Origin of the sequence: Microbacterium luticellae (genome assembly GCF_050408645.1) — a bacterium.
Classification (GTDB): Bacteria; Actinomycetota; Actinomycetes; order Actinomycetales; family Microbacteriaceae; genus Microbacterium.
Window position 1 is genome coordinate 727956 of the sequence record NZ_JBNTKE010000001.1, and the last position, 23507, is coordinate 751462.

39 protein-coding genes and 1 other RNA gene are annotated in these 23507 nt (G+C 60.4%); 7 read left to right on the top strand and 33 right to left on the bottom strand.

What is annotated here, in order from left to right:
• The first annotated feature begins 82 nt into the window (after positions 1 to 82).
• Entirely contained in the window at positions 83 to 259 is a 177-nt protein-coding gene (locus ACQUSW_RS03630; protein ID WP_428930887.1) for a hypothetical protein, read from the top strand.
• A 170-nt stretch (positions 260 to 429) separates the two neighbouring features.
• On the opposite strand, the gene ACQUSW_RS03635 is transcribed toward ACQUSW_RS03630, so the two are convergent.
• The 7 genes from ACQUSW_RS03635 to ACQUSW_RS03665 all read right to left on the bottom strand — a co-directional run bounded on the left by ACQUSW_RS03635 (position 430) and on the right by ACQUSW_RS03665 (position 3503).
• Positions 430 to 678: a hypothetical protein gene (locus ACQUSW_RS03635; protein WP_428930888.1), complete on the bottom strand. Its 249-nt coding sequence runs from the start codon at positions 676 to 678 to the stop codon at positions 430 to 432.
• A complete protein-coding gene (locus ACQUSW_RS03640) occupies positions 671 to 880 on the bottom strand; it encodes a hypothetical protein (protein ID WP_428930889.1) in 210 nt (69 codons plus the stop codon). The genes ACQUSW_RS03635 and ACQUSW_RS03640 overlap by 8 nt, the downstream gene beginning before the upstream one ends.
• A gap of 390 nt (positions 881 to 1270) precedes the next feature.
• The gene (locus tag ACQUSW_RS03645; protein ID WP_428930890.1) at positions 1271 to 1492 is read right to left on the bottom strand and encodes a hypothetical protein; all 222 of its coding nucleotides are present in this window, start codon (positions 1490 to 1492) and stop codon (positions 1271 to 1273) included.
• Complete coding sequence (locus tag ACQUSW_RS03650; RefSeq protein ID WP_428930891.1) at positions 1492 to 2202, bottom strand: hypothetical protein; 711 nt, start codon at positions 2200 to 2202, stop codon at positions 1492 to 1494. Before ACQUSW_RS03650 ends, ACQUSW_RS03645 begins: the two co-directional genes overlap by 1 nt.
• A complete protein-coding gene (locus ACQUSW_RS03655) occupies positions 2199 to 2459 on the bottom strand; it encodes a WhiB family transcriptional regulator (RefSeq protein ID WP_428930892.1) in 261 nt (86 codons plus the stop codon). Before ACQUSW_RS03655 ends, ACQUSW_RS03650 begins: the two co-directional genes overlap by 4 nt.
• Before the next feature lie 5 nt (positions 2460 to 2464).
• The gene (locus ACQUSW_RS03660; RefSeq protein WP_428930893.1) at positions 2465 to 2899 is read right to left on the bottom strand and encodes a hypothetical protein; all 435 of its coding nucleotides are present in this window, start codon (positions 2897 to 2899) and stop codon (positions 2465 to 2467) included.
• Between the two features lie 163 nt (positions 2900 to 3062).
• Positions 3063 to 3503, bottom strand: a complete 441-nt coding sequence (locus tag ACQUSW_RS03665; RefSeq protein ID WP_428930894.1) for a hypothetical protein — start codon at positions 3501 to 3503, stop codon at positions 3063 to 3065.
• A gap of 24 nt (positions 3504 to 3527) precedes the next feature.
• Between ACQUSW_RS03665 and ACQUSW_RS03670 the strand changes: the two genes are divergently transcribed.
• Positions 3528 to 4172 (top strand): hypothetical protein, encoded by a 645-nt coding sequence (locus ACQUSW_RS03670; protein ID WP_428930895.1) that lies wholly within the window; start codon positions 3528 to 3530, stop codon positions 4170 to 4172.
• A gap of 100 nt (positions 4173 to 4272) precedes the next feature.
• Here ACQUSW_RS03670 and ACQUSW_RS03675 read toward each other — a convergent pair whose 3' ends face one another.
• The 20 genes from ACQUSW_RS03675 to ACQUSW_RS03770 form a co-directional block, all read right to left on the bottom strand.
• On the bottom strand, positions 4273 to 4464 hold the full coding sequence (locus ACQUSW_RS03675) for a hypothetical protein (protein ID WP_428930896.1): 192 nt from the start codon (positions 4462 to 4464) through the stop codon (positions 4273 to 4275).
• Positions 4458 to 4898, bottom strand: a complete 441-nt coding sequence (locus ACQUSW_RS03680) for a single-stranded DNA-binding protein (protein ID WP_428930897.1) — start codon at positions 4896 to 4898, stop codon at positions 4458 to 4460. The genes ACQUSW_RS03675 and ACQUSW_RS03680 overlap by 7 nt, the downstream gene beginning before the upstream one ends.
• Positions 4895 to 6196 carry a replicative DNA helicase gene (locus ACQUSW_RS03685; protein WP_428930898.1) on the bottom strand — a complete coding sequence of 434 codons (1302 nt, stop codon included), beginning with the start codon at positions 6194 to 6196 and terminating at the stop codon, positions 4895 to 4897. Before ACQUSW_RS03685 ends, ACQUSW_RS03680 begins: the two co-directional genes overlap by 4 nt.
• Positions 6186 to 6500: a hypothetical protein gene (locus ACQUSW_RS03690; protein ID WP_428930899.1), complete on the bottom strand. Its 315-nt coding sequence runs from the start codon at positions 6498 to 6500 to the stop codon at positions 6186 to 6188. The genes ACQUSW_RS03685 and ACQUSW_RS03690 overlap by 11 nt, the downstream gene beginning before the upstream one ends.
• Positions 6497 to 7255 carry a hypothetical protein gene (locus ACQUSW_RS03695; RefSeq protein WP_428930900.1) on the bottom strand — a complete coding sequence of 253 codons (759 nt, stop codon included), beginning with the start codon at positions 7253 to 7255 and terminating at the stop codon, positions 6497 to 6499. The genes ACQUSW_RS03690 and ACQUSW_RS03695 overlap by 4 nt, the downstream gene beginning before the upstream one ends.
• Entirely contained in the window at positions 7252 to 7527 is a 276-nt protein-coding gene (locus ACQUSW_RS03700; protein ID WP_428930901.1) for a hypothetical protein, read from the bottom strand. The genes ACQUSW_RS03695 and ACQUSW_RS03700 overlap by 4 nt, the downstream gene beginning before the upstream one ends.
• Positions 7524 to 7937 (bottom strand): HNH endonuclease, encoded by a 414-nt coding sequence (locus ACQUSW_RS03705; RefSeq protein WP_428930902.1) that lies wholly within the window; start codon positions 7935 to 7937, stop codon positions 7524 to 7526. Before ACQUSW_RS03705 ends, ACQUSW_RS03700 begins: the two co-directional genes overlap by 4 nt.
• On the bottom strand, positions 7937 to 8197 hold the full coding sequence (locus ACQUSW_RS03710; protein WP_428930903.1) for a hypothetical protein: 261 nt from the start codon (positions 8195 to 8197) through the stop codon (positions 7937 to 7939). The genes ACQUSW_RS03705 and ACQUSW_RS03710 overlap by 1 nt, the downstream gene beginning before the upstream one ends.
• Positions 8194 to 8637: a hypothetical protein gene (locus ACQUSW_RS03715; protein ID WP_428930904.1), complete on the bottom strand. Its 444-nt coding sequence runs from the start codon at positions 8635 to 8637 to the stop codon at positions 8194 to 8196. Before ACQUSW_RS03715 ends, ACQUSW_RS03710 begins: the two co-directional genes overlap by 4 nt.
• A gap of 292 nt (positions 8638 to 8929) precedes the next feature.
• Positions 8930 to 9280: a hypothetical protein gene (locus ACQUSW_RS03720; RefSeq protein ID WP_428930905.1), complete on the bottom strand. Its 351-nt coding sequence runs from the start codon at positions 9278 to 9280 to the stop codon at positions 8930 to 8932.
• Positions 9277 to 10236, bottom strand: a complete 960-nt coding sequence (locus tag ACQUSW_RS03725; RefSeq protein WP_428930906.1) for a RecT family recombinase — start codon at positions 10234 to 10236, stop codon at positions 9277 to 9279. Before ACQUSW_RS03725 ends, ACQUSW_RS03720 begins: the two co-directional genes overlap by 4 nt.
• A complete protein-coding gene (locus ACQUSW_RS03730) occupies positions 10233 to 11285 on the bottom strand; it encodes a YqaJ viral recombinase family protein (protein ID WP_428930907.1) in 1053 nt (350 codons plus the stop codon). Before ACQUSW_RS03730 ends, ACQUSW_RS03725 begins: the two co-directional genes overlap by 4 nt.
• Positions 11285 to 11608 carry a hypothetical protein gene (locus tag ACQUSW_RS03735; RefSeq protein ID WP_428930908.1) on the bottom strand — a complete coding sequence of 108 codons (324 nt, stop codon included), beginning with the start codon at positions 11606 to 11608 and terminating at the stop codon, positions 11285 to 11287. Before ACQUSW_RS03735 ends, ACQUSW_RS03730 begins: the two co-directional genes overlap by 1 nt.
• A gap of 2 nt (positions 11609 to 11610) precedes the next feature.
• Positions 11611 to 12126 carry a RusA family crossover junction endodeoxyribonuclease gene (locus ACQUSW_RS03740; protein WP_428930909.1) on the bottom strand — a complete coding sequence of 172 codons (516 nt, stop codon included), beginning with the start codon at positions 12124 to 12126 and terminating at the stop codon, positions 11611 to 11613.
• Positions 12054 to 12212 (bottom strand): hypothetical protein, encoded by a 159-nt coding sequence (locus ACQUSW_RS03745; protein ID WP_428931304.1) that lies wholly within the window; start codon positions 12210 to 12212, stop codon positions 12054 to 12056. The genes ACQUSW_RS03740 and ACQUSW_RS03745 overlap by 73 nt, the downstream gene beginning before the upstream one ends.
• Positions 12209 to 12700, bottom strand: coding sequence for a hypothetical protein (locus ACQUSW_RS03750; protein WP_428930910.1), 492 nt, complete (start codon positions 12698 to 12700; stop codon positions 12209 to 12211). Before ACQUSW_RS03750 ends, ACQUSW_RS03745 begins: the two co-directional genes overlap by 4 nt.
• A 19-nt stretch (positions 12701 to 12719) precedes the next feature.
• Positions 12720 to 12893 (bottom strand): hypothetical protein, encoded by a 174-nt coding sequence (locus ACQUSW_RS03755; protein WP_428930911.1) that lies wholly within the window; start codon positions 12891 to 12893, stop codon positions 12720 to 12722.
• Positions 12890 to 13123 carry a helix-turn-helix transcriptional regulator gene (locus ACQUSW_RS03760; protein ID WP_428930912.1) on the bottom strand — a complete coding sequence of 78 codons (234 nt, stop codon included), beginning with the start codon at positions 13121 to 13123 and terminating at the stop codon, positions 12890 to 12892. Before ACQUSW_RS03760 ends, ACQUSW_RS03755 begins: the two co-directional genes overlap by 4 nt.
• Positions 13120 to 13341 carry a hypothetical protein gene (locus ACQUSW_RS03765; RefSeq protein WP_428930913.1) on the bottom strand — a complete coding sequence of 74 codons (222 nt, stop codon included), beginning with the start codon at positions 13339 to 13341 and terminating at the stop codon, positions 13120 to 13122. The genes ACQUSW_RS03760 and ACQUSW_RS03765 overlap by 4 nt, the downstream gene beginning before the upstream one ends.
• Positions 13338 to 13586: a helix-turn-helix domain-containing protein gene (locus ACQUSW_RS03770; RefSeq protein WP_428930914.1), complete on the bottom strand. Its 249-nt coding sequence runs from the start codon at positions 13584 to 13586 to the stop codon at positions 13338 to 13340. Before ACQUSW_RS03770 ends, ACQUSW_RS03765 begins: the two co-directional genes overlap by 4 nt.
• Before the next feature lie 87 nt (positions 13587 to 13673).
• Between ACQUSW_RS03770 and ACQUSW_RS03775 the strand changes: the two genes are divergently transcribed.
• The 3 genes from ACQUSW_RS03775 to ACQUSW_RS03785 are packed head-to-tail and all read left to right on the top strand — an operon-like array spanning position 13674 to position 15700.
• Positions 13674 to 14051 carry a hypothetical protein gene (locus tag ACQUSW_RS03775; protein WP_428930915.1) on the top strand — a complete coding sequence of 126 codons (378 nt, stop codon included), beginning with the start codon at positions 13674 to 13676 and terminating at the stop codon, positions 14049 to 14051.
• Positions 14052 to 14069: 18 nt separating this feature from the next.
• On the top strand, positions 14070 to 14519 hold the full coding sequence (locus ACQUSW_RS03780; protein ID WP_428930916.1) for an ImmA/IrrE family metallo-endopeptidase: 450 nt from the start codon (positions 14070 to 14072) through the stop codon (positions 14517 to 14519).
• A gap of 2 nt (positions 14520 to 14521) precedes the next feature.
• Positions 14522 to 15700 (top strand): site-specific integrase, encoded by a 1179-nt coding sequence (locus ACQUSW_RS03785; RefSeq protein ID WP_428930917.1) that lies wholly within the window; start codon positions 14522 to 14524, stop codon positions 15698 to 15700.
• A gap of 156 nt (positions 15701 to 15856) precedes the next feature.
• Here ACQUSW_RS03785 and ssrA read toward each other — a convergent pair.
• Both ssrA and ACQUSW_RS03795 read right to left on the bottom strand, forming a co-directional pair.
• Positions 15857 to 16226: a transfer-messenger RNA gene (ssrA, locus tag ACQUSW_RS03790) on the bottom strand.
• A gap of 147 nt (positions 16227 to 16373) precedes the next feature.
• Positions 16374 to 17009, bottom strand: coding sequence for a hypothetical protein (locus ACQUSW_RS03795; protein WP_428930918.1), 636 nt, complete (start codon positions 17007 to 17009; stop codon positions 16374 to 16376).
• 201 nt (positions 17010 to 17210) lie between these two features.
• On the opposite strand from ACQUSW_RS03795, the gene ACQUSW_RS03800 reads away from it, so the two are divergent.
• Positions 17211 to 17876, top strand: a complete 666-nt coding sequence (locus tag ACQUSW_RS03800; RefSeq protein ID WP_428930919.1) for an SIMPL domain-containing protein — start codon at positions 17211 to 17213, stop codon at positions 17874 to 17876.
• 13 nt (positions 17877 to 17889) lie between these two features.
• On the opposite strand, the gene hflX is transcribed toward ACQUSW_RS03800, so the two are convergent.
• Positions 17890 to 19428 (bottom strand): GTPase HflX, encoded by a 1539-nt coding sequence (gene hflX / locus ACQUSW_RS03805; RefSeq protein ID WP_428930920.1) that lies wholly within the window; start codon positions 19426 to 19428, stop codon positions 17890 to 17892.
• Between the two features lie 72 nt (positions 19429 to 19500).
• On the opposite strand from hflX, the gene ACQUSW_RS03810 reads away from it, so the two are divergent.
• Positions 19501 to 20115, top strand: a complete 615-nt coding sequence (locus tag ACQUSW_RS03810; RefSeq protein WP_428930921.1) for a class I SAM-dependent methyltransferase — start codon at positions 19501 to 19503, stop codon at positions 20113 to 20115.
• On the opposite strand, the gene dapF is transcribed toward ACQUSW_RS03810, so the two are convergent.
• Genes dapF through miaB form a run of 3 tightly spaced genes read right to left on the bottom strand, consistent with a single transcriptional unit; the run spans position 20116 to position 23492 of the window.
• On the bottom strand, positions 20116 to 20988 hold the full coding sequence (dapF, locus tag ACQUSW_RS03815; protein WP_428930922.1) for a diaminopimelate epimerase: 873 nt from the start codon (positions 20986 to 20988) through the stop codon (positions 20116 to 20118).
• A 9-nt stretch (positions 20989 to 20997) separates the two neighbouring features.
• The gene (miaA, locus tag ACQUSW_RS03820; protein WP_428930923.1) at positions 20998 to 21951 is read right to left on the bottom strand and encodes a tRNA (adenosine(37)-N6)-dimethylallyltransferase MiaA; all 954 of its coding nucleotides are present in this window, start codon (positions 21949 to 21951) and stop codon (positions 20998 to 21000) included.
• Entirely contained in the window at positions 21948 to 23492 is a 1545-nt protein-coding gene (miaB, locus tag ACQUSW_RS03825) for a tRNA (N6-isopentenyl adenosine(37)-C2)-methylthiotransferase MiaB (RefSeq protein WP_428930924.1), read from the bottom strand. The genes miaA and miaB overlap by 4 nt, the downstream gene beginning before the upstream one ends.
• Positions 23493 to 23507: the final 15 nt, after the last annotated feature.

Here is a 23507-nt window from a genome sequence, read left to right on the forward strand (position 1 = left end):
CAACAGAGTCCGATGTCGTAGGTGCTCGTCATGATGGACTAAGTGTCGAGCGCTGGGTTCGACCAGACGATGGGAGTGACACATGGCTCAGTTCAAGATCAACGACGGTATCAACGCGGTGTTCAGTACGACGGTGGAAGCCGTGAAGTTTCGCCACGAGGGCGACTACTTCATCTTCTACGGGGAGGGTGAGGTGAAGACGTACGCGGTGGCGTCCGCTCACGTGGTCACGGTTGAGAAGGTCGCTGAGTCGAAGTAAGCCTTTGAGGTGGGCGGCCGGTCTGGGAACGGGCCAGCCGCCCGAAGGGTTGGGCCCCACAGGAAACGACGAAGCGCCCGCTAGGGTTTGAACCTGCTCTGGGCGCTTCTGTCATTCCTGTCTGATCATTACTTTGCGGTATGACAGTACTCGTTGGCAATTGTTAAGCATTACGGCGTGTCGTTGTCTGGTGGTGGATGCGATGTGAGCATTTTGCGCATCCGGTACTGGTGTGGAGGCCATGCAGTGAGTCGTTCCCGCCACCATTTGAGGAGGATGTCCTCGCGGACGACGCGGACTCGCTGCCCGTCTCGCTTCGCCCACTCCATGGGCATTCCGCCGCGACGCCACCGGTTGATCGATCGGACGCTGCGGCGGACTCGTTTCGCTGCTTCACGGTAGGTGAGGTACTCAGCCATCGGGTGGGCTTCCTGTCTCTTCTGCACGTCGTGCCCATTCGATGCCGTGACTGAACGATGCGAACGCGGCACTCATGCCAGCTATCGCCTGGGCTGCGTTGATGCCTCCTACCGCTATGAGAGTGAGCCCACGGAGGGTGCGTGCTTCACGTTGGCGTGCTCGTCGGATCACGCGTCCAGCACGGCGCTTGTCGGAGCGCATTAGTCTCTCGCCTTCTGCGTCCGGCGCTTGAGTCCAGACGGCGACACCAAACCGAGCCAGTCACCTAGCCACGTCCTTACAACGAGCTGGTACAACCAGTTCTTCATTGCTCGCTCCCGTTACTGGCGGGAGAAACTGGCGCCAGTCGTTCCTCTCCGATGGCAACAGTGACAGCTTGATCCTCAGACCCAGCCCATTCGCCAACGTCGATCCCGTTATCCAGCGCCCGAGAATACGGGCAGTCCCGCAGATCGATACTGCTTGTTTTGCATTGCTCAGAGTGCATAATGTAGACACGTTGTTCGCTACTAACTGCGCGCGCAATGTGCTGAATTGGGTGCCGCTCCGTCCCCACAGTGCGTTCTATTTTTTCTGCCGGTTCTAACCTAGTCATGTCTCACTCCTGTTCTCGTGGTTGGTGGCGCGCAGCCGCCCGAGTGCAGCAAAGCTGGGAGCGAGGGCATCAGAAATTATTTGCCCTAAAATCTGTCCACCCATTTGCGACGCAGCACGGCTCCCCAGTGCGCTCCCCAGGATGAGCGCGGGAAGCGCGGCAGCGGCGTCTCGCTTCGCCGTATCGGTAGTGAGGTCTAATCTCGGCGTATCGCTCATTACTCGCTCCCGTTCTCGTGGTTGGTGCTCGGTCGCCATTCGGCCATCGCCCTCTCTGCCTTGCTCGCCGCAACGTACTCAGAGCGCTCTCGCGGGTCGCTGCGCTCCTGTTCTGTGTACTCCTTCCCACACACCCGACAAACGGCCACCATGCGCGGCCTCGGTGAACCACCCACCCCATCCGCCCACACCACCCGGACAGCCTTCACCGCACCACACAAAACACACGTTCGAGCATGCTGCTGCACACCCTCATGAGCAGGCAGATAACGCCGCTGCAACCGACGAATCTCCCGACACATCTCCCGCTCAAACCCCTCAAGCTCACGATGCACATAGATCAAATGCGCGTGACGGATCAGCGTGTCAACAACCACAAGGGCTGCCCCAAACGCGGCCTGTGATGTGTCCGGGCACCGGTCTGGCACGACAGCATCAACACCCAGCCACTCAGCCACAGCCAGCGTGTAATCAGCGAACAGCGACCACAGATAGGTTGCGTCGGCCCCTGCCCCCTCATCAGTCACAGGAACAGTCGCACGATACCCACCACCGGTCACCCTCGGCTGATCCAGTTGGGTTGCACGCACATCAGGTGCTGCGAGGTCGAGCATCGCGCCGAGCAGTTTCGGGATTAGGTCGAGATGGAACTCAAGCTGCTGAGTCCACTGCTTCTGTTCGACGTCGGCGATCTCGTATGCGGTGATCATGCTGCCTCCTTCTTCATGCGGCGTCGCATGTCTGCACGTTCGCGTGCTGTGAGGCCTCCCCAGATGCCGTACTGTTGACGGGTTTCTAGCGCGTAGGTGAGGCATTCGGGTTGTACGGTGCAGCTGGCGCAGATTGTGCGTGCGGGTGTGACGGATTCGCCTTTCTCTGCGAAGAAGGCTTCGGGATCTGTTTCGGCGCAGAGCGCATCTCGCATCCATGGTTGTGGGGTGAGCATGCTCTCCGTTGACACAGCCATCGGATTCATGGTGTTGTTCTCACAATCGGATCGTTCGAATCGACGTCACCAGACGGCCACCCTTCGGGTGCGATTGCGTACCCGTCGGGGCCGAACCGCCACCCCAACCGGAGACACAGATCGCCAGCTGGTGACACGGGTTCTTTGATTCCGTGGAACATCGCGTAACGCCAGTGGTTCAAATTCAGGTCGAGGCGGACGCAGACGAGCTTGCCCCGATCCCACGAGCCGCCGAGGGTGATGCCGTGAGACATTTCAAACAGCAGTCGGTTCGGGTCGGTGTCGCCGCACACATCGCACGTGAGTGGCACGTGGTTCTCGCTATGGTGCTCGAGGCTTGTCCACTCACCGTTTGCGTCCTGGTGACAGTAGAAACAGTCGTCGGCATAGCGGGGCTTCGGCTCAGCGAAGTCGAACATTGTGAAGAGTGCATCCATCATCTGGTCTCCTCGTCTGCTCGTCGTGCGGCTAGGCAATTGGGACAGGTGACATTCGCCCAGTCAGCCGCTTGGTGGCGGTTGTCTGTCGTCCCGCAATACCCACGATTCGGGTGGAGGGATGGGTGATGGACACGGTCAGCGACCGCAAGCGTCTTCGAACGGCTCACGACGACTCCTCCGCGAGAAAGAACAACACTCCATCATCGGCAGGAGCCTCTTGTTCGGCTGCGCGATTTGGCGGGATTCCGCCGGCGTGGTTATCCCGACATGCCATCGACCCCCAAGGCATCCCGCACTCGCACCGGTTGGCCTCGGCGCGACGACGGTTCTCGGCTCGCACCTGTTCATACAACACCGCGGCCCAATCCGGCACGATCCGTTCCCCACCTTCTGGGTAGCGGGAGGTGTCTTGCCAGATAACCGTTCCGGTATCGAGATCGATGACGCGCATCGCCGGAATCAGGATCGCGCCGGTCCATTCGATGCACTTGTGTACAGCCTCCTCGCGGGTGCGGCGAGGCTTCCACACGCTCTTGGCAGGACCCTCGTCCATCGCCGTCCACTCAGCACGCGACGACGACCATGACTGCATTCGAAACGTCATGCTGGTGTCCCTAGAGTGAAGTGCATGGACTTCCTGCACTCCTTCAAGTGGCAAGACATCGCAGTCGCCCTCACCCTCATCGCCGCTGTATCAACTCTTGTTCTGGGGATTCTTGACAGAGTCGAGAAGTCCAGGTCACTGACCACGGTGATGTGGTCTTTCAAATATGCGGGAGAGGTCTTACAAAACAACCGCCCAATTGCACACCTCGTGCGTTTAGCAAATGTCGGTACTACATCGGCAACGATAATTGGGACATTTCTGGTCGGAACATCACGCTTGACTGTCAATAACAAGGTGCCCGGCGGCGCGTTCCCGGCCGGTCGAACCGTCGATATACAAGTCGCGCCGTGTGAGCCAAGTTCAGTCTGGCTAGTGATCGTATATATCGACTCGGCGGATTCTCGATGGCTCCATGTGACCTGGACCGCACTCGCTGCAGGACGTTTGCGCGATAGACAGGTAGAACAGAGCAGAGAGGCGCAACCGTCATTTTTGGCGAGGTTAATACCCCTATATCGGTATTTTCGCCGTCGCCAGATTGGCCCCGTAGGACCAGATGGCGCGTTACACGTGCGGATCCGGCGAAATACAAAGAAAACGAAGACACATTTCGATGAGGCACTTTCATCGGAACACATCCAAGATGCCGGCAGCATCCACGAGTAACTTTGGTTAGCCTCTACCTGTATCGTGCACACGTGCTTTGACGGGTCTCTATACTCGGGGTGCTGATTCCGACAGATACATGTGACTTCTGAATGGGACCTCATGACACCCACCCGGCTGACTCCGCCGCTTTCTCTGCCTCCGTTGCGGCAGCCGTAATCTCGTCCGCGAGCGCGCGTGCCTGACTGATCGTCAACGTCGCCACACGCTTCTTCAACTCCACCCGCACCCGACAGTCATCCGTCCAATCAGCGGCCGCAACGAACTCGATAACGTCTTGTTCGATCACCACGGCGTATCACTCCCCCACGTCTCGAAACCGGCCTCCTGCGGTTCGGGTGCTTCGTGACTGTTTGAGGTCGCCCACGAGTCACCTGTAGCCTGCTGGCCGCCATTGTGAGTGTCTTTAACGACCTCCCCGACAGTCTCGGCACGCACCACCATGCGGCGCACCGTATTCCCGGTCTCCCGATGCGTATATGACGCATCCCGTTCTTCGCCGTGCACAATCACCAACGCACCCTGACCGAGGGCAGCGATCGCGTTCACGTTGCGCCACGACTCCATGTCATGCCAGATCGTGAAATCATCCACCCACTCGTTCCGGTCACGGTCAAACTTCCGCTTCGTCTCAGCAACGCTGAACGACACAACCTGCTTGCCCGAGCTTGTAGCGCGCACTTCCGGGGCACGACCCAAACGGCCCACGATCGTCTTCACACTCATGATGCTTTCCTCCCAAAATCGATATGTTCATTCACCTGATATTTCGACAACACCCGCGCGAACTGGCCCTGGAAAACCAGACCCACCTCACCCGTCTGTCCCTGCCTGTTCTTCGCCACGATGACCTTCAACTCATCTGCAGCCCCCGCTACCGGTTTTCGGTCAAGAAGAAGAATCACGTCCGAGTCGTTCTCGATCTGCCCTGACTCACGAAGGTCATGCATCGACGGCGGCTGTGCCTTCTTCGGCCCACTCTGAGGCCGCCGCAGCTGCGACAACGCAATGACCGGCACACGCCACTGCTGAGCAGCCAGCTTCAACGCCCGAGAGAACCCGGCAACCTCCTGCTGACGGTTCTCCACCCGCTCATGCGACGTGAGCAGCTGCAGGTAATCAACAATCACCACAGGGTTCCGCTTGTACCGCCGCGCGGTCGCCCTGACCTTCGCTTTCAGCTGCGGGATCGTAGACACCTCATCCGACCCGACGATCACCAACGGCAGCGTTTCGATCGTGGGCCTGTGCTTGGCCAGCGCTTCCCACTCCGTCTTCCCTAACTGGTGGCGGTTGATCGCGCCCAAGAACACCTGCCCGGTGGCGGCTGCTAAGCGGCCAGCGACCTCTGTGCGATCCATCTCAAGCGAGACGTAGAGCACTGGTCGACGCTGTGCCAGCGCTGCGCCGATCTGGATAGCCATCACGGACTTACCGCCGCCTGTGGCCGCGGCAATCACATACATGCCGCCGTCACGAACACCGAAGATCATCTGGTTCAGGTCGTACCAGGGGGTCGGTGTGTAGGACGGCTTCTCTTCCAACGATGTGAGGAAGTCCATGTACCAGTCCCCGATCGACTCCACACCGCGCGACGTGGCCGCATCCACATCATCGAACGCAGCCCGTACCATCTCCACGATGTCTTCGGCAGGGATGGTCTCATCCGCCACAACACCGGTCGCCTTGTCGATCCCAGCCCGCACCCGGCGCCGAATAGCAGCAGACTCGACGATCTTCGCGTAGTAGCCGGCGTTCGCCGCGGTCGGGACAGTATCCGTCAGCTGGTGCAGATACTCCGCCGTCAGGTTCCCGGTCAACTCGCCCGTTTTGATCAGTGCGTCCGTGACAGCGACCACATCAGTCGGCGCATCCGCGTCCAGCAGCTGCAGCGCGGCAGCAAAGATCGTCTCGTGCATCGGCGCCCCGAAATCGGCGGGCAGTAGGATCTCCGCGACCTCGATCATCGCGTTGCGGGAAAGCATGATCGCCCCCAGCACAGACTGCTCCGCGTCAGACACCATCCACCTCCGGAGTGAGAGCCCGTCGCCCCGCTGCTTCGGCCGCGAGACGCTGCTCGGTGATGTTTCCCGCCCACGACGAATCACGCACAGGACACGCATCCAACAGGTCACTGACCGTGATCCGCTCCGACGACACCGCGTAATGCTGACGCACTGCCGCAACAGCGTCACCCAAAGCAACATGCTCAAGGTCTTCCGCCCACTCTCGAGCGGCGAACGCCATCTCCTCCGGAGTCGACCAGCGAGGGAACTTGTCACGGGCGTTGATCTTCGTCAGCAGCACGTTCGCTTCACGGGCGATCACGACGCCACCTCCAACGCACGGGTCTCTTCTTCTGCGAGCAATGCATCGGCTGCACGCCCAAGATCAAGACCAGACATGCGCCGCGACCGTGATGCCTGCAGCCGCAGCCGGTCGTACTGCTGCCGCAGCTTCGACATGCTCAAAATGTTCGACCGCCAGAACTCATCCGCCTGGCACCAACGGATAGCCGCTGACACCTGTTCGACTGTCTTGCCATCACGGTCAAGCAACAGCCGTGCTGCGTCGATGTTCTTCTTCGACCGCGCAGGCGCTTTGCCGCCGTTGCGGATAATCTCTTCATCCAGCAGATCGAGAAGAGCTACGACGTCGTCTCGGAGAGGCGCGTCAGCGACTTCCGACACGTCTGTATTTACGTAACTATGTATATAAGAGGTGTGACCGCTCATGGGTGAGCGGTGTGACCGCTCAAAATCGCCGTTCTGACCGCTCAAATCCGACCGCTCAGGCTGAGCGGTCACCAAGATTCGGTACTCATTCTCCGAGGTCTGTGATGCCCGAGAAACCTCGAGCAGCCCATCAGACACCAGAGCCTCAGTTACTCGCCGCCACGTCGCCACCGACATCCTGGCCTTCGCTGCCAGCGCCTCCTGCGACCTCGACCGGCCACGAGCGAAAACCACATGCCCGTCATCGTCTGCAATGTCTGCGAGAGCGAGCATCGCCATAGCGGTGTTGCCTCGGAGATCGGCGCAGCGTGGGTCATGCCAGACCCAGTTCGTCACTTTGACACTCATGGCCACGTCACCGCCACGGGGAAGCTTGCCTCTGTGAACTGCCCAGGCTCTGCGTCCACCCATCCCTCGCGGCGCAACACCTCGGCATAGACCTCAGCCATGACGCTGTCGAAAGGCAGATCGCCGCCCTTGTGCGCGATCCGCTTGCACGCCTCGTGCAGCACAGCCCCGAGTGATCGCGCTGCCGCATAGGCAGCGGTGTCCTTCGTAAGCTCGAGCGCCACTCGCTCGAACGGACTGAGCGGCTTCTGTCCTTCTGTCTGCATGCTCATGCTGCTTCTCCTTCCCAACTCTCCGGAGTCGGCCCCTCAACGACCGGCACCCATCCCCCGTCATCCGTCAAATACCCGACACCCAATACCCGGTGGCGCACCACGACCTCGTCAGCCCGCAGCCGCCCATTCATCGACACCACCCACCCCGCAGTCATCGCCTCACGCTGATGCGACTCCACCCAGCCGTGACAGCCCGTCGTGCCCGAGCCGCACAGCACGACCCCGTTCGATGCCGCGTTCACCCACACAACAGACGTGCCCCCGGCACCACGTGCACGCCTGTGGTGCACCGACCATGCGACACCGCGCGGCAAGTGAGCGACGAGCAGCCCGCAGCGCACACACGCCCCACGATCACGAGCCACAATCCGGTGCACCGTCGAAGTGCTGAATCCTTTAGCGGCCATCACAGGTCCACCACTTCGATCGTCTCGTGTAGCGAACGCGACACGTGTCCGCAGTGCTTACACTTCAGCGGGCGCTCAAGCAGCCTTCGCGCTAACGCGGCCAGCACCTTGGCGCAATGTGAGCGACACAGCAGAATCGTGTGCCGACATCCACGACATAACACAGCTACTACCGCGCCGTCCGATTCAGCGACCTCACATGGCGGCTGTTCATCGAGCTGCTCGGTCAGGACCGTTTCTTCATCGAGCAGGGTGCTCATGGTTGTCCTCCATACGTTTCCGCTGCACGCATCTGCCTGGCATCCACCAGATCCGAGCGCGTCTTGTCAATGTCTTTATCGACCGTCCGCAAATGCTCTTTCACACCGCGCCACCACGCTTCTGCTTCATGCATCTGATTCCGGTAGTGCTGCGCTTCAGCTTCAGCAACAGCTGTCGCAGCGACCCCGCTTTTCCCTGCGTCGGTCTGCGCCCGCTTCACCGTGCGTAGCTTCGTCTCATACAGGGCACGTGTTTTGCCTACTGCGAGCGCTGCGTCTTCGTGTGCACGAGACAGCACACCGCGGGTGAGGATCAGCCGCTCCATGTGCGTTTCGTGGCCGGTGTCCTTGAGCGCTTCCCACAATCGAGCGTGCAGCTCATTGTTGCGGTCGAGCGGGGTGATGCCGAGGCGCGCGAGGAAGCGCTCAAGGGGACTCATACCACAGCCCTCGCAGCAGCCAAACGTTTCCCCGCAGCCGCACGCTGTTCCGGTGTTAGCGTTCGTTTCGCACGGATCGCACTAAACAACTTGAAAGAATCCGCGTTCACCTCGAACTCGCCCCAGGTAGTGCCACCACGCACTTCATTCACGTAATCGCGATCCGAACTAAGCTTCCGCAACCGATCCAGGTGTGTTCTGTTCGATGTGTAGATGCTCACATGCTCGTCATCACGACCCCACGAGATCGTGGTCTCCTGTTCATCACGCGGGATAGAAGTCACCGGGGTGCTCATGACAGGCCCAGCGCTTCCCGGATCTCGGAGCGGATGAACACGTGCTCAAAGCCCCCAGCCAGCCCATACCCCGCAACCGCTGGCACCGTCCTTGAGCCCAGGAGACCCGCCATAAGCGCTTCGGTGGCGGCGTCATGGGTTTCGTTCTCGAACCCGTTGATGTCCGGGAGTCCGGCAAGCGCGATGAGATTCGCGATGCGCATCTGTTCTACCTGCGCCAGCAGCGCATCTATCTGCGCCATCTGAAGCTCAATGCGTGCGCTCTCGCGACCACCGCTGTTCGCCACTTTTACGGCGTTCGCCATGTGCCCCAGCGCCGACGCGGCGTGATCGATCCGGACGCTCATGATTCGACACCGTTCGGGATATCAGCTACCGGCCACGACTTCACCGGCTCTTCAACAACCTCGGCATCAACCACATCTTCAACAGGTTTCGACCCCTTAAGACCACGCAAATACGCCCCCAGCGCAATGAACTCCGGATGCCCCTCACCCGTCACAGGGTTACGGACAGCCACATTCAGATCACCCGCATCCTGAGCCGCATGGAACACATCCCCGAGCGCGGCCTGCGTCGGCGCCGCAGCAGCATCCTTCAACCAATCACGCGACGGCCGACGACGCTCCAACCCATCACCAGCAGGCTGAGCGGCCTCCTGCGTAACGACCGGCACCGGAACGGCCTCAGGCGCAACGTCACCACGATCGGCCTGCGCCATCTCATCACTCGTATACAGACCCGAATAGTCCTGTGGATACGCCTTCCGTAAAGCAAGCGCCTCAGCAACCTTCGACGTCATCAACGCAGGCATCTTGCCCCACTGTCCGGTTGGCCGATTATCTTTCAACGGCACGTACTCGTCATACCGAGCAACAGCGGTCACAGGCTTCACAAACCCATCCAGATAAAGAGTGATCCGTGCCGCAGCAGGAGGCCCCTCCTCGAGCCACACTTCCCGCCATACCCCGTCAGGCCCACACCAGTGCTCTTCCATCCCACGGAACGTGCCCTTGCGGTCCCGGATGACCCGGAATCCGTCAATCGACGTCTGGATCGTGTACTTCGTCACCCACTGGTTGCCTTGCTTCGACCGACGGCCAATCATGTAGATCTGTCGCGCGAACGGGTCCAGCCCTGAACGTTTCGCTTGGTGGAAGAACGCTTCGATGTCGCCCCGTGGCGCATCCCCAAGGCCCATCTGCACCAGCGCCGCACGCTGCGCGTCGTTGAAAAACGTCTGATCCGATGCGATAACGAGGTTCGTCCCCGCACCCTCGCGCGTTGCAACTGCCGTACTCACTTCTTCTGCTCCTTTGTCGCTTTACCGGCAGTTACGGTCACCCGTGCCGCCGTACCCCTCGTCACTGTCGTGACTGTCTTCGTGAAGCCGTTTGCGAGCTGATCCCACGCGGCCTGCAGCTTCACCACCCGCGCCTTCGCCCGCTCAAGCTGCGCCGCCTCCTTCGGCAATGCCTTCTCGGCCGCGTCCAGATCAATCACGTCTTCCGTGAACTCACCCGCAGGTTTCCCTGGGCTATACGTCACCCGAGCCAGCGGCGATTCTTGAGACACCCCAGCCGCGACAAGCGCCTTATAGGACTTCTCTTTCAGCGCCTTGCCCTCCTTCTCGGCAGCAAGACCCCGCAGATAATTCACCGCGTGAGTGTCGACCTCTTCATCAATCTCAGGCGGCCCATCCTCCCGCTGCCGATCCAGCTCAGCGAGGAACTCGTCAGCAACCGTGATCAGCTCCGCGATCAGCTGGTCGTCACGTTCGATCCAGTGACGGTGCAACGGGCCAGCAACGAACGGCAACTCGCCCTCAACCGCGCCCTGCTCCGGATGACGTTCTTCAACAACGAACCGACACTTGACAGCACCGATCACCCACATGACCCACTGGACCTGAGCCACGTAGCCCTTCTCGTCCAAAGCCTTCGATCCGGGAGGCAAGTCATAGCCGGCTGTTTTGATCTCGAGCACCCAGAGCGCTTCGTCCCACGTCACCTGAATACCGTCAGGCGACGCCAGATGACGCGAATTATCCGGATGGTGGAACACGCGCGATTCGGATTCGAACCCTTCACCGCGCAGCTGCTCCGCAATCACCGGTTCACGGACTGTTCCCCATGTCGTGTAGGCGTTGCCGGTGAACGTGTCGGTCTTGCGGCCAAGCTTCAAATCGATCAGATCTTGCTGCCTGATCTTGCCGTGGTACAGGTCACGTACTTCTGTCGCTGTAATCCCTGCACGTCGTTCAGCAAGCCACGCTTCACGGTCTTGATCCGACGCGCCCGCACGGCCCTCAAGGTCAATCAACACTTGCGGTAGATATGTTTGAACAGCCATCACTCATCACCCTCGTCGTCGAGACTGTCGAGATCGAGCGCATCCGCACCCGTCCGCGCCTTGAACTCGGCATCACGCAGATCCTCCGCGGCTGACGCCCGCTCCGCATTGAACAACGGCTCAATATGCTCAATCGCGAGCACGGGCCGACGTTCATCAGCGATCTCGTCATGCACCACAGACGGAACCGAATAGGTTACGATCGCGGTCACGCGCTTACTTGCTCTCGCAAGTTCAATCAGCTGCGATTCGTTACCGAACATGCCGTTACGTTCAGCTTTCGGTACGCCGTTCTTGAACGACGCAGGCATGATCTCAGCCATGATTACTTCCCCATTCCTGCGAGCAGGCGCTCGCCTCGCGTCGGCACATCTGCCGACATTTCTGAAACCGACACATGCACTCCGGGCGCAGCGCCGTAAACCTTCTCCGCGACGATCCGGATCACCTGGCCGTCGTCCTTCCAAATCCCTGCCTCTGTGACCCCATCGCCGACCGCGCGGACGAGCTTGTCCAAATCGGGGAAGACAGACGGCAGTCGCCGCTTCACAGTCGCTGGACGGGCGAACACGAACACGGCATCCAGACGCACCGGCCCTTCCAATTGCGTGCGATCCAGCCACGACGCGCGAGCCATCCGCGTTACTGCCTCCCGCCATGGGCGCAGCTTCTTCTCGTTGCTCGCATAGATCACGGCCCGTTTGCCCTGTACCCGGCCTGTCATAGACCCTTGAGGAACTGGTATCCCGGGAACGAAAAATGAGACTTTCACGCGATCACCAGACCGACGATCAATGTCACAGCTGCGACAACACCGGCCACCGTTGCGGCGACAAACCACACGGTCGGCATCGGCTGTTCAGGCTCTGGAATATCAAGTGGTTGTGTGACGGTAGGGATTGATTCGATGTGCCTGGGCGCGGTCATGACGTCACCTGCAGCACGGTGATCTCCGACGCGCCAACCTGGTCTAAAAGCTCGTGCTCGGAAACAAACTCACCCTCGGTGACTTTTGCGATCCACCATCCCGAGGGAGCCCGCCGCGCATATTGGGAGACGCCGTCATCGAGCCACGTTATGTATTCAGCGGTCGCCGGGATCTTCTGGCGATGCGCCTCGAAATACGCCCTGGCTGCTTGCCTGCTGTCGGAATTCGATACTGCGTAGGCTTCGGAACGCGTATAAGAACGAATACGCCCGCTGACCTCATCGAGCACGTCGGCGTGTGAGTCGTGGTAATAGACGACGTAGCGGGAGCTTTCCGGCCACCGCCACCGACCGAGCTCCTTGTCACGCAGCAGCTGATACATCTCTTTCCGCGCTTCATGAATGGCTGGCAGCTTCGCCCAACCGACATCTGCGAGCCGCGTACCATAGCCCGAGAGAACCACCCCATTACTTGCTGTAAAACTCATTCCCATTCCCCTTCGCTACTTAGCGAGACCAAAAATCACGCGTGAACCCACCCACGGCCCACACAAAAACCGCAACGAAACCCGTACCCAAAAGCAGCACCCCATTCGCCCGCAAAGACACGACCACAAGCACCAGACACAGCAGCGCCAACACCAATGCGGCCCACGCGATAACCACGCGAAAACCGTTCATGCCTGCTCCCGGGTAGGCACGAGCGTTGAGCGCACATATGCGTCGACGTCGGCCCGGGAATAGACGACCGTTTTCGGTGACGGCTTCGCATACCGTGGCCCTTTACCGGTGTCACGCATTCGCTGCAGCAGGGTGACGGTCATCCCGGGGATGAGGTCACAGACCTGCTCTGGTGAAAGCCACACGCTCTCTGGTGTGGGTGTGCTTGATATGGCGGTGACGTTACTCACGACGCCACCGCCTCAGCGAATCGCAGGATGCCGAAGTCGCCATTCGAGTAGACCTTTCCGGCGTTGGTCTTGATAAGGCCGCTGTAGCCATCGATCACCTCGACGACGATCTCGGGCGACCCTGCATCGCGCGCTGGGGCGAGACCAAAGGTTCGGTTGAGCGCGTAAACCGTGGCGCCGATGATCGTCGGCACAGGTCCCGTGAAGATGCTGCTCATGACGCCACCGCCTGTGGACCAGTGGGGATCTTGTCTGCATCCGTAAGCAGCTCGTCGACTGTGCGACCGAACAGCGCCGCGATGCGCTCGAGGTCGGTGATCTTGAAAGCGATCGCTCCATTCAGTCGGCGACCCACCCAGAACGTGGACTCTCCGAGCTGTGCGGCGAGCCATGCCTGGTTCTTGTTGCGTGCGGCCAGGTGGAGGCGGATCGCCTTCTCGGCCAGAGTCTGTGCGTCTTGCATGTGCAAGAGTCTTGCATATGCAATGGCTAGTTTCCAGTTGATTCTTGCTATTGACTAGCGTCTAGCGCATATGCAAGACTTTCGGGCATGGCTGACCGTTACCGACCCCTCAGCGACTTCGCTGCCGCATTCGCCGCCGAATACAAAGGCTTCATGCGCGCCAACGGGATCACCAACTTGCAAATCGCGAAGAAACTCGATCGCAATGACGGCTACGTATCAGAGCGCGCCAATGGTCGCCGCCCACTTGACACCGAAGACATTGATGCACTTGCCATGCTCGTTAGCGGATGGACCGGTAAGACGCTCATGATCGAGCTCGCGCGCCGCACTCGCTTGGCGCTCGACACGCCTCCGGGCGATGTCATCCACGCATCATTCGGCGCTCACGATCTGCCGATGGTCGCTAATGAGAGCATCAACGAACAGCCGCAGGAGACGGACGCCGACTTCGACGGCGCCTAAGTAAGGGGTGGAACAGCGATGGGGCTGGACAACGAGATGTGGGATCTCGCCGACCAATTAGGACTCCGAGTCATCGAATACCACGGAGCGCACGTGTCCGGCTACTACCCTGACGAACACATCATCCGACTAACCCCGGGCATGTCACAGCGCAGCCTACGTTCCGTCCTGGCGCACGAAATTGGCCACCACCAACTCGGGCACCACCCAACCACTGATCGCATACTGCGCGCACGCCAGGAGACCGCAGCACAAGATTGGGCCGCACACGCCCTAATCAGCCCGAGCGACTACGCCGAAGCCGAACACATCCGAGACGGGCATGTTCCCTCAATGGCACACGACCTGCGCGTCTCAACAGAACTCGTGCTCGTTTACCGTGAAGCGCTCCTCCGCACCGACACGTCCGTGTACGTCGCACCACGCATGGGCGTCGGACAATTTGCACACCGACTCGAAGTGGCATAACCATGGCAGGCTCCATCACCGCATACGACACAGCAGCAGGCAAACGCTACCGCGTCCGATATCGCAAACCCGATAAGTCCCAGACTGACAAACGCGGATTCAAGACCAAGAAAGAAGCCCAACTGTTTCTCGCCTCGATCACCGTCTCAAAAGCCAGCGGCGAATACATCGACCCACAAGCGGCAAGGATCACCGTCGGTGTGCTGGGCGAAGCGTGGCTCAAAACAAAAAAGAACCTCAAACCCTCCTCTTACCACTCCCTCGAAGTCGCATGGCGCGTGCACGTCAAACCGCGCTGGGGCACAACCCAAATCGGCGATATCAAACCATCAGCGGTCGAAGCATGGATCACCGAAATGTCTGCGGGCACAGCCATCACGGCACGCTCTCGCGAACGCCGTAATACCCGCGGGCCACGCTCCGCGACCGTCGTCCTGCGCGCACTCGGCGTGCTCGCCGGGATACTCGATGGTGCCGTACGTGACCGGCGCATACCCAAGAACCCTGCACGTGGAGCCCGCAACCTCCCCCAAAAGATTTCGAAAAAACAACGCCGATACCTCACCGACGACGAAGTCATCCGACTCGCCTCCGCCACCAAAAACCACACGCACGCAACCCTCGTGCTCGTACTCGCATACTGCGGCATCCGGTGGTCCGAAGCAGTCGGCCTCCGCGTCTCCGACATCAACCAGCTGCGCCGTCGACTCCACATCAACCGCGCAGCCGTCGAAGTCGACGGCAACATCGAAGTCGGCGCACCAAAAACGTGGGAGAAACGAACAGTCCCCTACCCGGCATTCCTCACAAAAGCGCTCGAAACCCAATGCGAAGGCAAACCAAAAAACGCACTCGTATTCTCCGACGCATCCGGCAACTACCTACGCCGAGCGAAAACCGACGAAGACGCAAACTCCTGGTTCGCGAAAGCCATCAAAGCCGCCGGACTCGAACGCCTCACACCACACGACCTACGACACACCGCCGCATCACTCGCAATCAGCTCCGGCGCAAACGTCAAAGCCGTTCAGCGGATGCTCGGACACAAGTCAGCATCCATGACCCTCGACACCTACGCCGACCTCTTCGACGACGACCTCGACGACGTCGCAGCACGCCTCCACGACCGTGCAGGCGCAGCAGCCACCAACGCGCTACAAGCCCTCGAAGACATCGCATAACCACACGAAACAGCCCCAGCGAGCACTCACTCTGTTTTCAAATGTGGGCAAAGTGTGGGCAAACGGCAGTTATCCACAGGCACCGGAACAAAAAAGAAACCCCCGCGTTCCCTACTCTCGTAAGGGAACGCGGGGGTTTAACACTGTGACAGCGATCAGTGGAGCTGGGGGGAATCGAACCCCCGTCCAGCGCTGAGTCTCCACGCCTTCTCCGGGCGCAGTCTGTGCGAGCGTTCTGCTTGGCCCCAACCTTTGTCACAGACACCTAAGTTGACAGGCCCAGTCTGGGAAAAGTCCCGCGTGGCGTCCAGACGCCACCACGCAGCAAGATCCCTCAATGACGCCAGGATCCGTACCGGAATCACATACGGTCTGACGGACTATCGGGCTCGCTTATGCAGCGAGGGCGAAGTCGTTGCGCTTTGAATTGGCAACTATTGGTTTACAGGGAGCGTTCACGAGATAACCCTGCATCCTCGGCCCGCTTCTCGTAGATTCACAGGCGCTGTCGAAACCGATCAGCCCCGTGGTCTTCGTGCGAAGAGACCGCTGTCACTCTGTGGAATTATCAACCGGATGCTACGCATCGCAGCATCACAGGATACAACGAATTCGCTCGCGAAGCTATTCCGCGGAGGCAAACGTGCAGACGTTTGCCTCCGCGGTGAGGCTGCTACAGGACTCCAGCGCCGATAGGTACCGAGATGTTTGATGAGGCTGTGTATGCGGCTCCGTCACCAAAGTCGACGGTGAGCGTGACCGGGAAGTTACTGAGCAGCTGCACAGTAATACCCGAGTTCGTGCCGGTCAGACCGAATTCGACAGGAACCACAAGGGCACCGTTCGAAGAGATCGACACGTTACGTGTGCCGGTCCAGTTGGTGATGGGGAAGCCAACATCGCCAATCAGAGGCGCGCTCTCGTACTGCACGGAACGCTCGCTCGGCGGAGTAACAACACCATCGACCGAGTACACGCCAAAGCCGCGTGCGCGCCCAACCGGCAGGTTTATGCCCGAAGGTCGTCCTACACGAATCGAGACCGTTGCGGCAGCAGAAATGGCACCTTCGCCGTTAGTGATCGTGTATTCCGTCGGTAGAGTCGGCAAGACGTTCGCGGTAAGCACGGTGTCGGAATCAAGAAGCCGGAGATCCGCGAGGGACGTCGTGCTGTCAGTCCATGTGACACCGGCATTGTTGGTCGATGCAGATGCCATGGGCATAGCTACGGCAGCGGCAATAACGGGAGCCGACCAAACAGCGCCCCTCAATACCGTGCGGCGCTCGATCTGCTGTGTGGTTTCACTCATGTCTGGTGATCTACTTTCGTTGTTGAGAGGCCCTTGCAACGATGTCTGGCACACCGTCTGGCCGTGACGGCGTCCCCCCACTCCCACAATGTCCCCACTGGGATTAGTACTGGACAGTACCAGAGCGCGCCGCAGAAATCGAGCATTTTTCCGGTTCCGCTGTGTGCATGCAAGAACCACACCTGCCGTAGAGTCGCTTTCATGACGAAAGAAGTAATAATCACCGTGCGCGGTGAACATGAAACGCGGCATGCGCCCGAACGAGCAACCGTGCATCTGGCGGTGCGCAGCGAACACCATGAACGCGCCGATGCCGTAGCACGTGCGCACAACTGGGCAGCACCCGTCATCGATAGCCTTCAGCAGCGAGAAAACACGGAAGGGTTCGAGCGCTGGTCGAGTTCACATGTCACAGTTCGAGCTGAACGCCCATGGAATAACGAGGGCAAGCGGCTGCCCGTGGTGTATACGGCAACCGTAGAGTTCACGGTCGTTTTTCGTGACGCTACTGAGCTCTCTACATGGATCAGCGAAGTGAGCGTTCGGGATGGCATCACCATCTATTCTGTGCAGTGGTCACTCACCGAAACCACCCGCGAAGAAGTTGAACGCGAGGTCGCTACGCGCTCCGTCGCAGTCGCGATTGTGCGCGCCGAGGCTTACGCTCGCGCCCTCGGGCTCACAACCGTGACAGCACAAGAAATCGCCGACACTGGCCTTCTCTCGCGGAACGAACCTCGACACGAGCCCCGTATGATGAGTGCACGGGCCAGTGCCGTTGGCGCTTCCACAGCACCTCAGTTCGAGCTCGAACCCGAAGACATCATCGTTTCCGCCACGGTGGAAGCCCGCTTCATCGCGCAGTAACGGCAAGTTATCTCTAGGGAGCGACGATAAACTCCGCGAGGTCTGCTGCCAGCCGCTCCGAGACACGCGCGTGTACAAAAGTGCCCGTCTCCCGGTGCTCCGACGAGAACAGCATTCCTGTTTCGTGGATCGCAGCCACAAGGTCGCCGCGGTCGTACGGTACGAGAGCGCTCAACTCGACAGCGGGCTGCGGCAGGGTTTGCTCGATCACGTCACGCAACGCATCAATGCCTTCACCCGTGCGCGACGACACAAATACGGCATCCGGAACAAGACCGCGCAGCACCATGCGCTCACTGTCGTCGACAAGATCAACCTTGTTGAACACCACGATCTCGGGCAGGTCACGCGCGCCAACATCGCCGATCACATCGCGCACGGTCTGCAATTGGCTTGCGGGATCGGGATGCGCCGCATCAACAACGTGCACAATCACGTCAGACTCGGCCACCTCTTCCAGCGTCGACCGAAACGCCTCCACCAACTCGTGCGGCAAACTGCGCACAAAACCGACCGTGTCGGTCAGTGTGTAGACGCGGCCATCGGATGTCTCTGCCCGTCGCACCGTGGCGTCGAGCGTGGCAAACAGCGCGTTCTGCACGAGCACGCCCGCGCCCGTGAGCCGATTAAGCAGACTCGACTTTCCGGCGTTTGTATACCCGGCGATCGCTACAGAAGGAATGGTGTTACGCCGACGCTCGGCACGCTTCGCATCGCGCGCAGGGCCAAAACTACGAATCTGGCGACGCAGCTGTGCCATACGGGTGCGAATTCTACGACGGTCGAGTTCGATCTTCGTCTCACCCGGACCGCGCGAGCCCATCCCGGCCCCGGCCGCACCAACCTGCCCACCGGCTTGCCGGCTCATCGACTCACCCCAGCCGCGCAACCGCGGCAGTAAGTATTCCAGCTGCGCCAGCTCGACCTGCGCCTTACCCTCACGACTCTTCGCGTGCTGACTGAAAATATCGAGAATCACCGTCGTGCGGTCAATCACCTTAACCTTGACCACGTCTTCGAGTGCACGGCGCTGACTGGGTGCCAGTTCACTGTCGGCAACAATCGTGTCGGCGCCGAGCGTCGCCACCAGATCACGCAGCTCTTCTGCTTTACCTCGCCCGAGATAGGTTGCCGGGTCGGGGTGCGGGCGACGCTGCAACACACCATCGAGCACCTGAGCGCCCGCCGTTTCTGTCAGCGCGGCAAGCTCCCGCAACGAATTCTCGGCCTCTTCTTCAGCCCCCTGCGGATAAACACCGATCAGCACAACATTTTCTAGCCGTAGCTGCCGATACTCCACATCGCTAACATCTTCGAGCTCGGTAGAGAGACCTGAAATTCTTCGCAGCGCATGGCGCTCATCGAGATCCCACTGATCACCGTCGGCATCGCTATGCGCAGCCGTATCATCGTGCTGCAACGCCTGTGCCCGGTCTTCGCCGAACACACGTGTGCGCACACGCTCCTGCCCCGCGGCCAGAATCCGCTTCATTGCGTCTTCGGTCTCGTTGTCGTCGTCAAAACTGTCGCTATGCTGCGTTGACTGCGTCATCCGCACCTTTCGTTCGGCTCCAAGCATCCGGAGTGCCTTAACCATAGTCGTGCTGTCGACTACGCTCGACCCATGGGCTCTGATCATTACTTCACGGCGTCTCCGGCAAGCCCCGAAAACCTGCGCCGCATACGTGTCACGCTCGCTGAACGCGAACTCGAAGTGACCACTGCCGGTGGTGTGTTTAGTCCCGAACACCTTGACACCGGAACCGCTGTTCTTCTCGGCAACACTCCCCCGCCACCGCCCCACGGCAATATTCTCGACCTCGGCTGCGGGTGGGGCCCGATCAGCATCGATATCGCACTGCGGTCACCGGATGCTACGCTATGGGCCGTTGACGTCAACGAACGAGCCCTCGATCTTGTGCGGCGTAACGCCAGCGCTCTCGAACTCGAAAACATTCGGGCCGTCCACCCCGACGACGTACCTGCCGACGTGCTTTTTCGCAGCATCCGTTCGAACCCACCGATCCGCGTCGGAAAAAATGTGCTGCACGCCATGCTCGAACACTGGATGCCCCGCATCGAGCCCGGCGGCGACGCCTGGCTGGTCGTAGCCCGAAACCTCGGATCCGACTCTCTGCAACGCTGGCTCGCCGCCACCATGCCCACTTTTACCGTGCAGCGTGCAGCCACCTCGCGTGGTTTTCGCGTCCTGCTGGCTAAGCAGCATCCGGCAAATTAACTAGCCGAGGTCAACCTCGCCGTGAAAAACGAGCTGCGCCGGTCCGGACAGTGCCACATGTTCGCCCTCTTCGGTGGGGAACATGCGCACAGCAAGCACGCCGCCGGGTGTTTCGATACGCCAGTGATCCGGTGCTGAAGCACCCGCCCAGTGCCGCACCGCCAGCGCTGCTGCCGCGGCTCCGGCACCGCCACCCAGGGTTTCGCCTGCACCCCGCTCGAATACCCGCATACTCACGTGCCCGACCCCGTCTTTGACCAGCGGGTCGTGCGGTACCACAAACTCAATACTTGTCGTGGGGTCGGGGTCGACGGACAGCGCCGGAGGCCGAGCCAAGTCGATGCTGTCGAGTTCGGCCTTCGAAGCCAGGGCAACAACAATGTGCGGGCCGTCGACCGTGAGTGCGAGGCCGGGCCGTGGCACATCGAGACCATCGGCTTTTGCGAGGGGTTCGCCCTCTGTCATACGCCAGCGGCCAAGGTCAACGTTGTATCCGGTCGCGCTGGGTGCAACATCACGAATGCCGGCGCGCGTGGCGATCGGCAGTGTGCGCCCATTTTCGGCGCGGGCGAGGCTTGCGGCCAAAAGATAGTGGGCTGCTACCCGAATACCGTCGCCCGACATAGCGGTTGCTGTGCCGTCAGCGCTGCGCGAATCCATAAACCATTCCGCGTCGGGCTCTTCAGCCGCGAGCGCTTGGCCTTCAACGGTGGCATTCGTGCGCACAAGCCGGAGTACTCCATCGGCCCCGACACCGTATTTACGGTGGCAGAGTGCCTGCACTTGAGCCTGTGTGAGTTCGAGTTGCCCCTCGGGGTCGGCGATGACGATAAAGTCGCTGCCGCCGCCGTGTCCTTTGCTAAAAGCCACCATGCTGTCAGTCTACGAAGCTTCGTCGGCTGCTTCTGACACGAGAGTTTCTGGTGCAACGGTTGGCTCATGCCACCGGATGCCGGGATACCGCCGGAACCACGACACCTGGCGTCGCGCATAGCGACGTGTGAGTGTTTGGGTGAGCGTTATTGCTTCGTCCTGTGTCATGTGTCCGTCAAGCTGTGCGAGCGCCTGGGCGTAGCCGATTGCGCGACTCGCGGTCACTCCCTGCTCGAGCCCGAGAGTGCGCAAGCGTGCTGTTTCTTCAACAATGCCGTCGCGCCAGATGCGGCGCACGCGCTCATCGAGCCGCTGTACAAGCTCGGCGCGTTCTACATGCAGACCAATGATCGTGGTCATGGGATACCAGGGTTCCGGATGCTGCGGCAGTGCAGCACCGTGCGTTTTTTGGCCCTGTGCGAGCACCTCGAGTGCACGTATGAGGCGGCGAACGTTACGAGGGTCGATGCGTTCGGCCGTCGCTGGGTCTTGCTTCTGCAGCTCGGCGTAGAGCACCCCGGGGCCGCACTCGGCAAGCTGCTGTTCCCAGTGTGCACGAGCCGCGGCGTCGCGGGGCGGAAAACGAAAGTTATAGATGGCGCTCGAGACGTAAAGTCCCGAACCTCCAACGACGATTGCGTCGCCACCGCTTTGGTGAATCTTGTCAATGGTGGTTCGTGCAAGAGGCTGGTACCAGGCCACGGCGGCCTCTTCTGACACATCGCGCACATCAAAGAGGTGGTGCGGTATTCCGCGACGTTCGCGCATCGACAGCTTCGCTGTACCGATGTCCATGCCGCGGTAGAACTGCATGGCATCGCTGTTGACGATCTGTGCCGGGTTGCCTGTGCTGCGCAGATGTTCGGCGAGCCGCACGGCCAGATCGCTCTTACCGGTACCTGTGGCCCCGATGACCGCCCATACCCGCCGTGAGCCGGTGTTGGCCCGTGCGGGCACGGTCACGCCTGAGTGCGCAGAGAAGGAAGCCCCAGCGCGACGGGGCGTGGCCCCGCTGATCCGGGCTCGGGCACGCTACAGCTTTCTGCCTGCGCGCGGTCCCAAGCGTCGCCACCGCGGGTGCGGCGAATGCGCAGCGGTGCCCCGGTGGGGTCGTCGGCCAGCAGGTGGAAGGGAGCTGCGTGCGTGATCGTTACCGTCACGACATCGCCCGGTCGCGGGCGCGGTGAGTTTTCGGGCACCTGAAAGTGCACGAGCCGGTTGTCTTCAGCACGGCCGGTAAGCCGGTGGGTGGCGGCGTCTTTCTTGCCTTCACCGGCCGAGACGAGTACGTCGACTTCGCGGCCCACCTGTTTGTGGTTTTCTTCAACGCTGATGCGTTCTTGCAGTGCGAGAAGTCGTTCGTAGCGTTCTTGTACGACCTCTTTGGGCACCTGGTCGTCCATGGTGGCGGCGGGGGTGCCTTCACGAATGGAGTATTGGAACGTGTAGGCGCTGGCAAAACGAGCCTGTTCGACAACGCGCATGGTGTCTTCAAAGTCTTCTTCGGTTTCACCGGGAAAACCGACGATGATGTCGGTGGTAATCGCTGCATACGGAATGCGTTCACGCACTTTGTCGAGAATCCCCAGGTACTTATCGCTGCGGTATGAGCGGCGCATAGCCCGCAGAATGCGGTCGCTGCCCGACTGCAGTGGCATGTGCAGCTGGGGCATAACCGTGGGTGTTTCTGCCATCGCTTCGATCACGTCGTCGGTGAACGCGGCCGGGTGCGGGCTCGTAAAGCGAATTCTTTCCAGGCCCTCAATGGTTCCTGCAGCGCGCAGAAGTTTGCTGAACGCCTGCCGGTCACCAAACTCAACTCCGTACGAGTTAACGTTTTGGCCCAGCAAAGTCACTTCGATGGCACCGTCTTCGACAAGCAGCCGAATCTCGTTGAGGATGTCTCCGGGTCGGCGATCTTTTTCTTTCCCTCGCAGGCTCGGCACAATGCAGAACGTGCACGTGTTGTTACAACCAACCGAGATCGACACCCAGGCGCTGTGCGCTGAGTCTCGGCGGGTGGGCAGTGTTGACGGAAACACTTCGAGCGATTCGAGAATTTCGAGCTCTGCTTCTCCGTTGTGCCGTGCGCGTTCAAGCAGGCCGGGAAGGGAGCCCATGTTGTGGGTGCCGAAAACCACGTCGACCCAGGGTGCTTTGTCAATGACAGCCTGGCGGTCCATCTGCGCGAGACAACCGCCGACGGCGATCTGCATGCCCTCGTGTTTGTCTTTCCGCGATTTGAGGTGGCCGAGCGTGCCATACAGTTTGCCGGCGGCGTTGTCCCGCACGGCGCACGTGTTGATGATGATGACGTCGGCGTCATTGTCGTCGTCAGCACGGATGTATCCGGCGCTCTCGAGAGATCCGGAGAGTCGTTCGGAGTCGTGCACGTTCATCTGGCACCCGAAGGTGCGTACTTCGTAGGTACGCGGCCTGCCGTCGTTCGTCAACGCGGCGGGCGAAGGCGCGATGATCGTCGGTTCACTGGCTGGAGAAGTCATGATGCATGCCATTCT

What these genes read in the sequence shown, in the direction of transcription:
- ACQUSW_RS03700 (WP_428930901.1), bottom strand. Translation starts at nt 7,527, where the DNA reads ATGAGCATGCAGACAGAAGGACAGAAGCCGCTCAGTCCGTTCGAGCGA.
- ACQUSW_RS03795 (WP_428930918.1), bottom strand. Translation starts at nt 17,009, where the DNA reads ATGAGTGAAACCACACAGCAGATCGAGCGCCGCACGGTATTGAGGGGC.
- ACQUSW_RS03750 (WP_428930910.1), bottom strand. Translation starts at nt 12,700, where the DNA reads ATGAGTTTTACAGCAAGTAATGGGGTGGTTCTCTCGGGCTATGGTACG.
- ACQUSW_RS03770 (WP_428930914.1), bottom strand. Translation starts at nt 13,586, where the DNA reads ATGCAAGACGCACAGACTCTGGCCGAGAAGGCGATCCGCCTCCACCTG.
- ACQUSW_RS03800 (WP_428930919.1), top strand. Translation starts at nt 17,211, where the DNA reads ATGACGAAAGAAGTAATAATCACCGTGCGCGGTGAACATGAAACGCGG.
- ACQUSW_RS03665 (WP_428930894.1), bottom strand. Translation starts at nt 3,503, where the DNA reads ATGACGTTTCGAATGCAGTCATGGTCGTCGTCGCGTGCTGAGTGGACG.
- ACQUSW_RS03765 (WP_428930913.1), bottom strand. Translation starts at nt 13,341, where the DNA reads ATGAGCAGCATCTTCACGGGACCTGTGCCGACGATCATCGGCGCCACG.
- ACQUSW_RS03645 (WP_428930890.1), bottom strand. Translation starts at nt 1,492, where the DNA reads ATGAGCGATACGCCGAGATTAGACCTCACTACCGATACGGCGAAGCGA.
- ACQUSW_RS03780 (WP_428930916.1), top strand. Translation starts at nt 14,070, where the DNA reads ATGGGGCTGGACAACGAGATGTGGGATCTCGCCGACCAATTAGGACTC.
- ACQUSW_RS03775 (WP_428930915.1), top strand. Translation starts at nt 13,674, where the DNA reads ATGGCTGACCGTTACCGACCCCTCAGCGACTTCGCTGCCGCATTCGCC.
- ACQUSW_RS03785 (WP_428930917.1), top strand. Translation starts at nt 14,522, where the DNA reads ATGGCAGGCTCCATCACCGCATACGACACAGCAGCAGGCAAACGCTAC.
- hflX (WP_428930920.1), bottom strand. Translation starts at nt 19,428, where the DNA reads ATGACGCAGTCAACGCAGCATAGCGACAGTTTTGACGACGACAACGAG.
- ACQUSW_RS03720 (WP_428930905.1), bottom strand. Translation starts at nt 9,280, where the DNA reads ATGAGCGTCCGGATCGATCACGCCGCGTCGGCGCTGGGGCACATGGCG.
- ACQUSW_RS03730 (WP_428930907.1), bottom strand. Translation starts at nt 11,285, where the DNA reads ATGGCTGTTCAAACATATCTACCGCAAGTGTTGATTGACCTTGAGGGC.
- ACQUSW_RS03635 (WP_428930888.1), bottom strand. Translation starts at nt 678, where the DNA reads ATGGCTGAGTACCTCACCTACCGTGAAGCAGCGAAACGAGTCCGCCGC.
- ACQUSW_RS03655 (WP_428930892.1), bottom strand. Translation starts at nt 2,459, where the DNA reads ATGGCTGTGTCAACGGAGAGCATGCTCACCCCACAACCATGGATGCGA.
- ACQUSW_RS03640 (WP_428930889.1), bottom strand. Translation starts at nt 880, where the DNA reads ATGCGCTCCGACAAGCGCCGTGCTGGACGCGTGATCCGACGAGCACGC.
- ACQUSW_RS03660 (WP_428930893.1), bottom strand. Translation starts at nt 2,899, where the DNA reads ATGATGGATGCACTCTTCACAATGTTCGACTTCGCTGAGCCGAAGCCC.
- ACQUSW_RS03650 (WP_428930891.1), bottom strand. Translation starts at nt 2,202, where the DNA reads ATGATCACCGCATACGAGATCGCCGACGTCGAACAGAAGCAGTGGACT.
- miaB (WP_428930924.1), bottom strand. Translation starts at nt 23,492, where the DNA reads ATGACTTCTCCAGCCAGTGAACCGACGATCATCGCGCCTTCGCCCGCC.
- ACQUSW_RS03735 (WP_428930908.1), bottom strand. Translation starts at nt 11,608, where the DNA reads ATGGCTGAGATCATGCCTGCGTCGTTCAAGAACGGCGTACCGAAAGCT.
- ACQUSW_RS03745 (WP_428931304.1), bottom strand. Translation starts at nt 12,212, where the DNA reads ATGACCGCGCCCAGGCACATCGAATCAATCCCTACCGTCACACAACCA.
- ACQUSW_RS03715 (WP_428930904.1), bottom strand. Translation starts at nt 8,637, where the DNA reads ATGAGTCCCCTTGAGCGCTTCCTCGCGCGCCTCGGCATCACCCCGCTC.
- ACQUSW_RS03710 (WP_428930903.1), bottom strand. Translation starts at nt 8,197, where the DNA reads ATGAGCACCCTGCTCGATGAAGAAACGGTCCTGACCGAGCAGCTCGAT.
- dapF (WP_428930922.1), bottom strand. Translation starts at nt 20,988, where the DNA reads ATGGTGGCTTTTAGCAAAGGACACGGCGGCGGCAGCGACTTTATCGTC.
- ACQUSW_RS03695 (WP_428930900.1), bottom strand. Translation starts at nt 7,255, where the DNA reads ATGAGTGTCAAAGTGACGAACTGGGTCTGGCATGACCCACGCTGCGCC.
- ACQUSW_RS03630 (WP_428930887.1), top strand. Translation starts at nt 83, where the DNA reads ATGGCTCAGTTCAAGATCAACGACGGTATCAACGCGGTGTTCAGTACG.
- ACQUSW_RS03810 (WP_428930921.1), top strand. Translation starts at nt 19,501, where the DNA reads ATGGGCTCTGATCATTACTTCACGGCGTCTCCGGCAAGCCCCGAAAAC.
- ACQUSW_RS03755 (WP_428930911.1), bottom strand. Translation starts at nt 12,893, where the DNA reads ATGAACGGTTTTCGCGTGGTTATCGCGTGGGCCGCATTGGTGTTGGCG.
- ACQUSW_RS03670 (WP_428930895.1), top strand. Translation starts at nt 3,528, where the DNA reads ATGGACTTCCTGCACTCCTTCAAGTGGCAAGACATCGCAGTCGCCCTC.
- ACQUSW_RS03705 (WP_428930902.1), bottom strand. Translation starts at nt 7,937, where the DNA reads ATGGCCGCTAAAGGATTCAGCACTTCGACGGTGCACCGGATTGTGGCT.
- ACQUSW_RS03680 (WP_428930897.1), bottom strand. Translation starts at nt 4,898, where the DNA reads ATGAGTGTGAAGACGATCGTGGGCCGTTTGGGTCGTGCCCCGGAAGTG.
- ACQUSW_RS03685 (WP_428930898.1), bottom strand. Translation starts at nt 6,196, where the DNA reads ATGGTGTCTGACGCGGAGCAGTCTGTGCTGGGGGCGATCATGCTTTCC.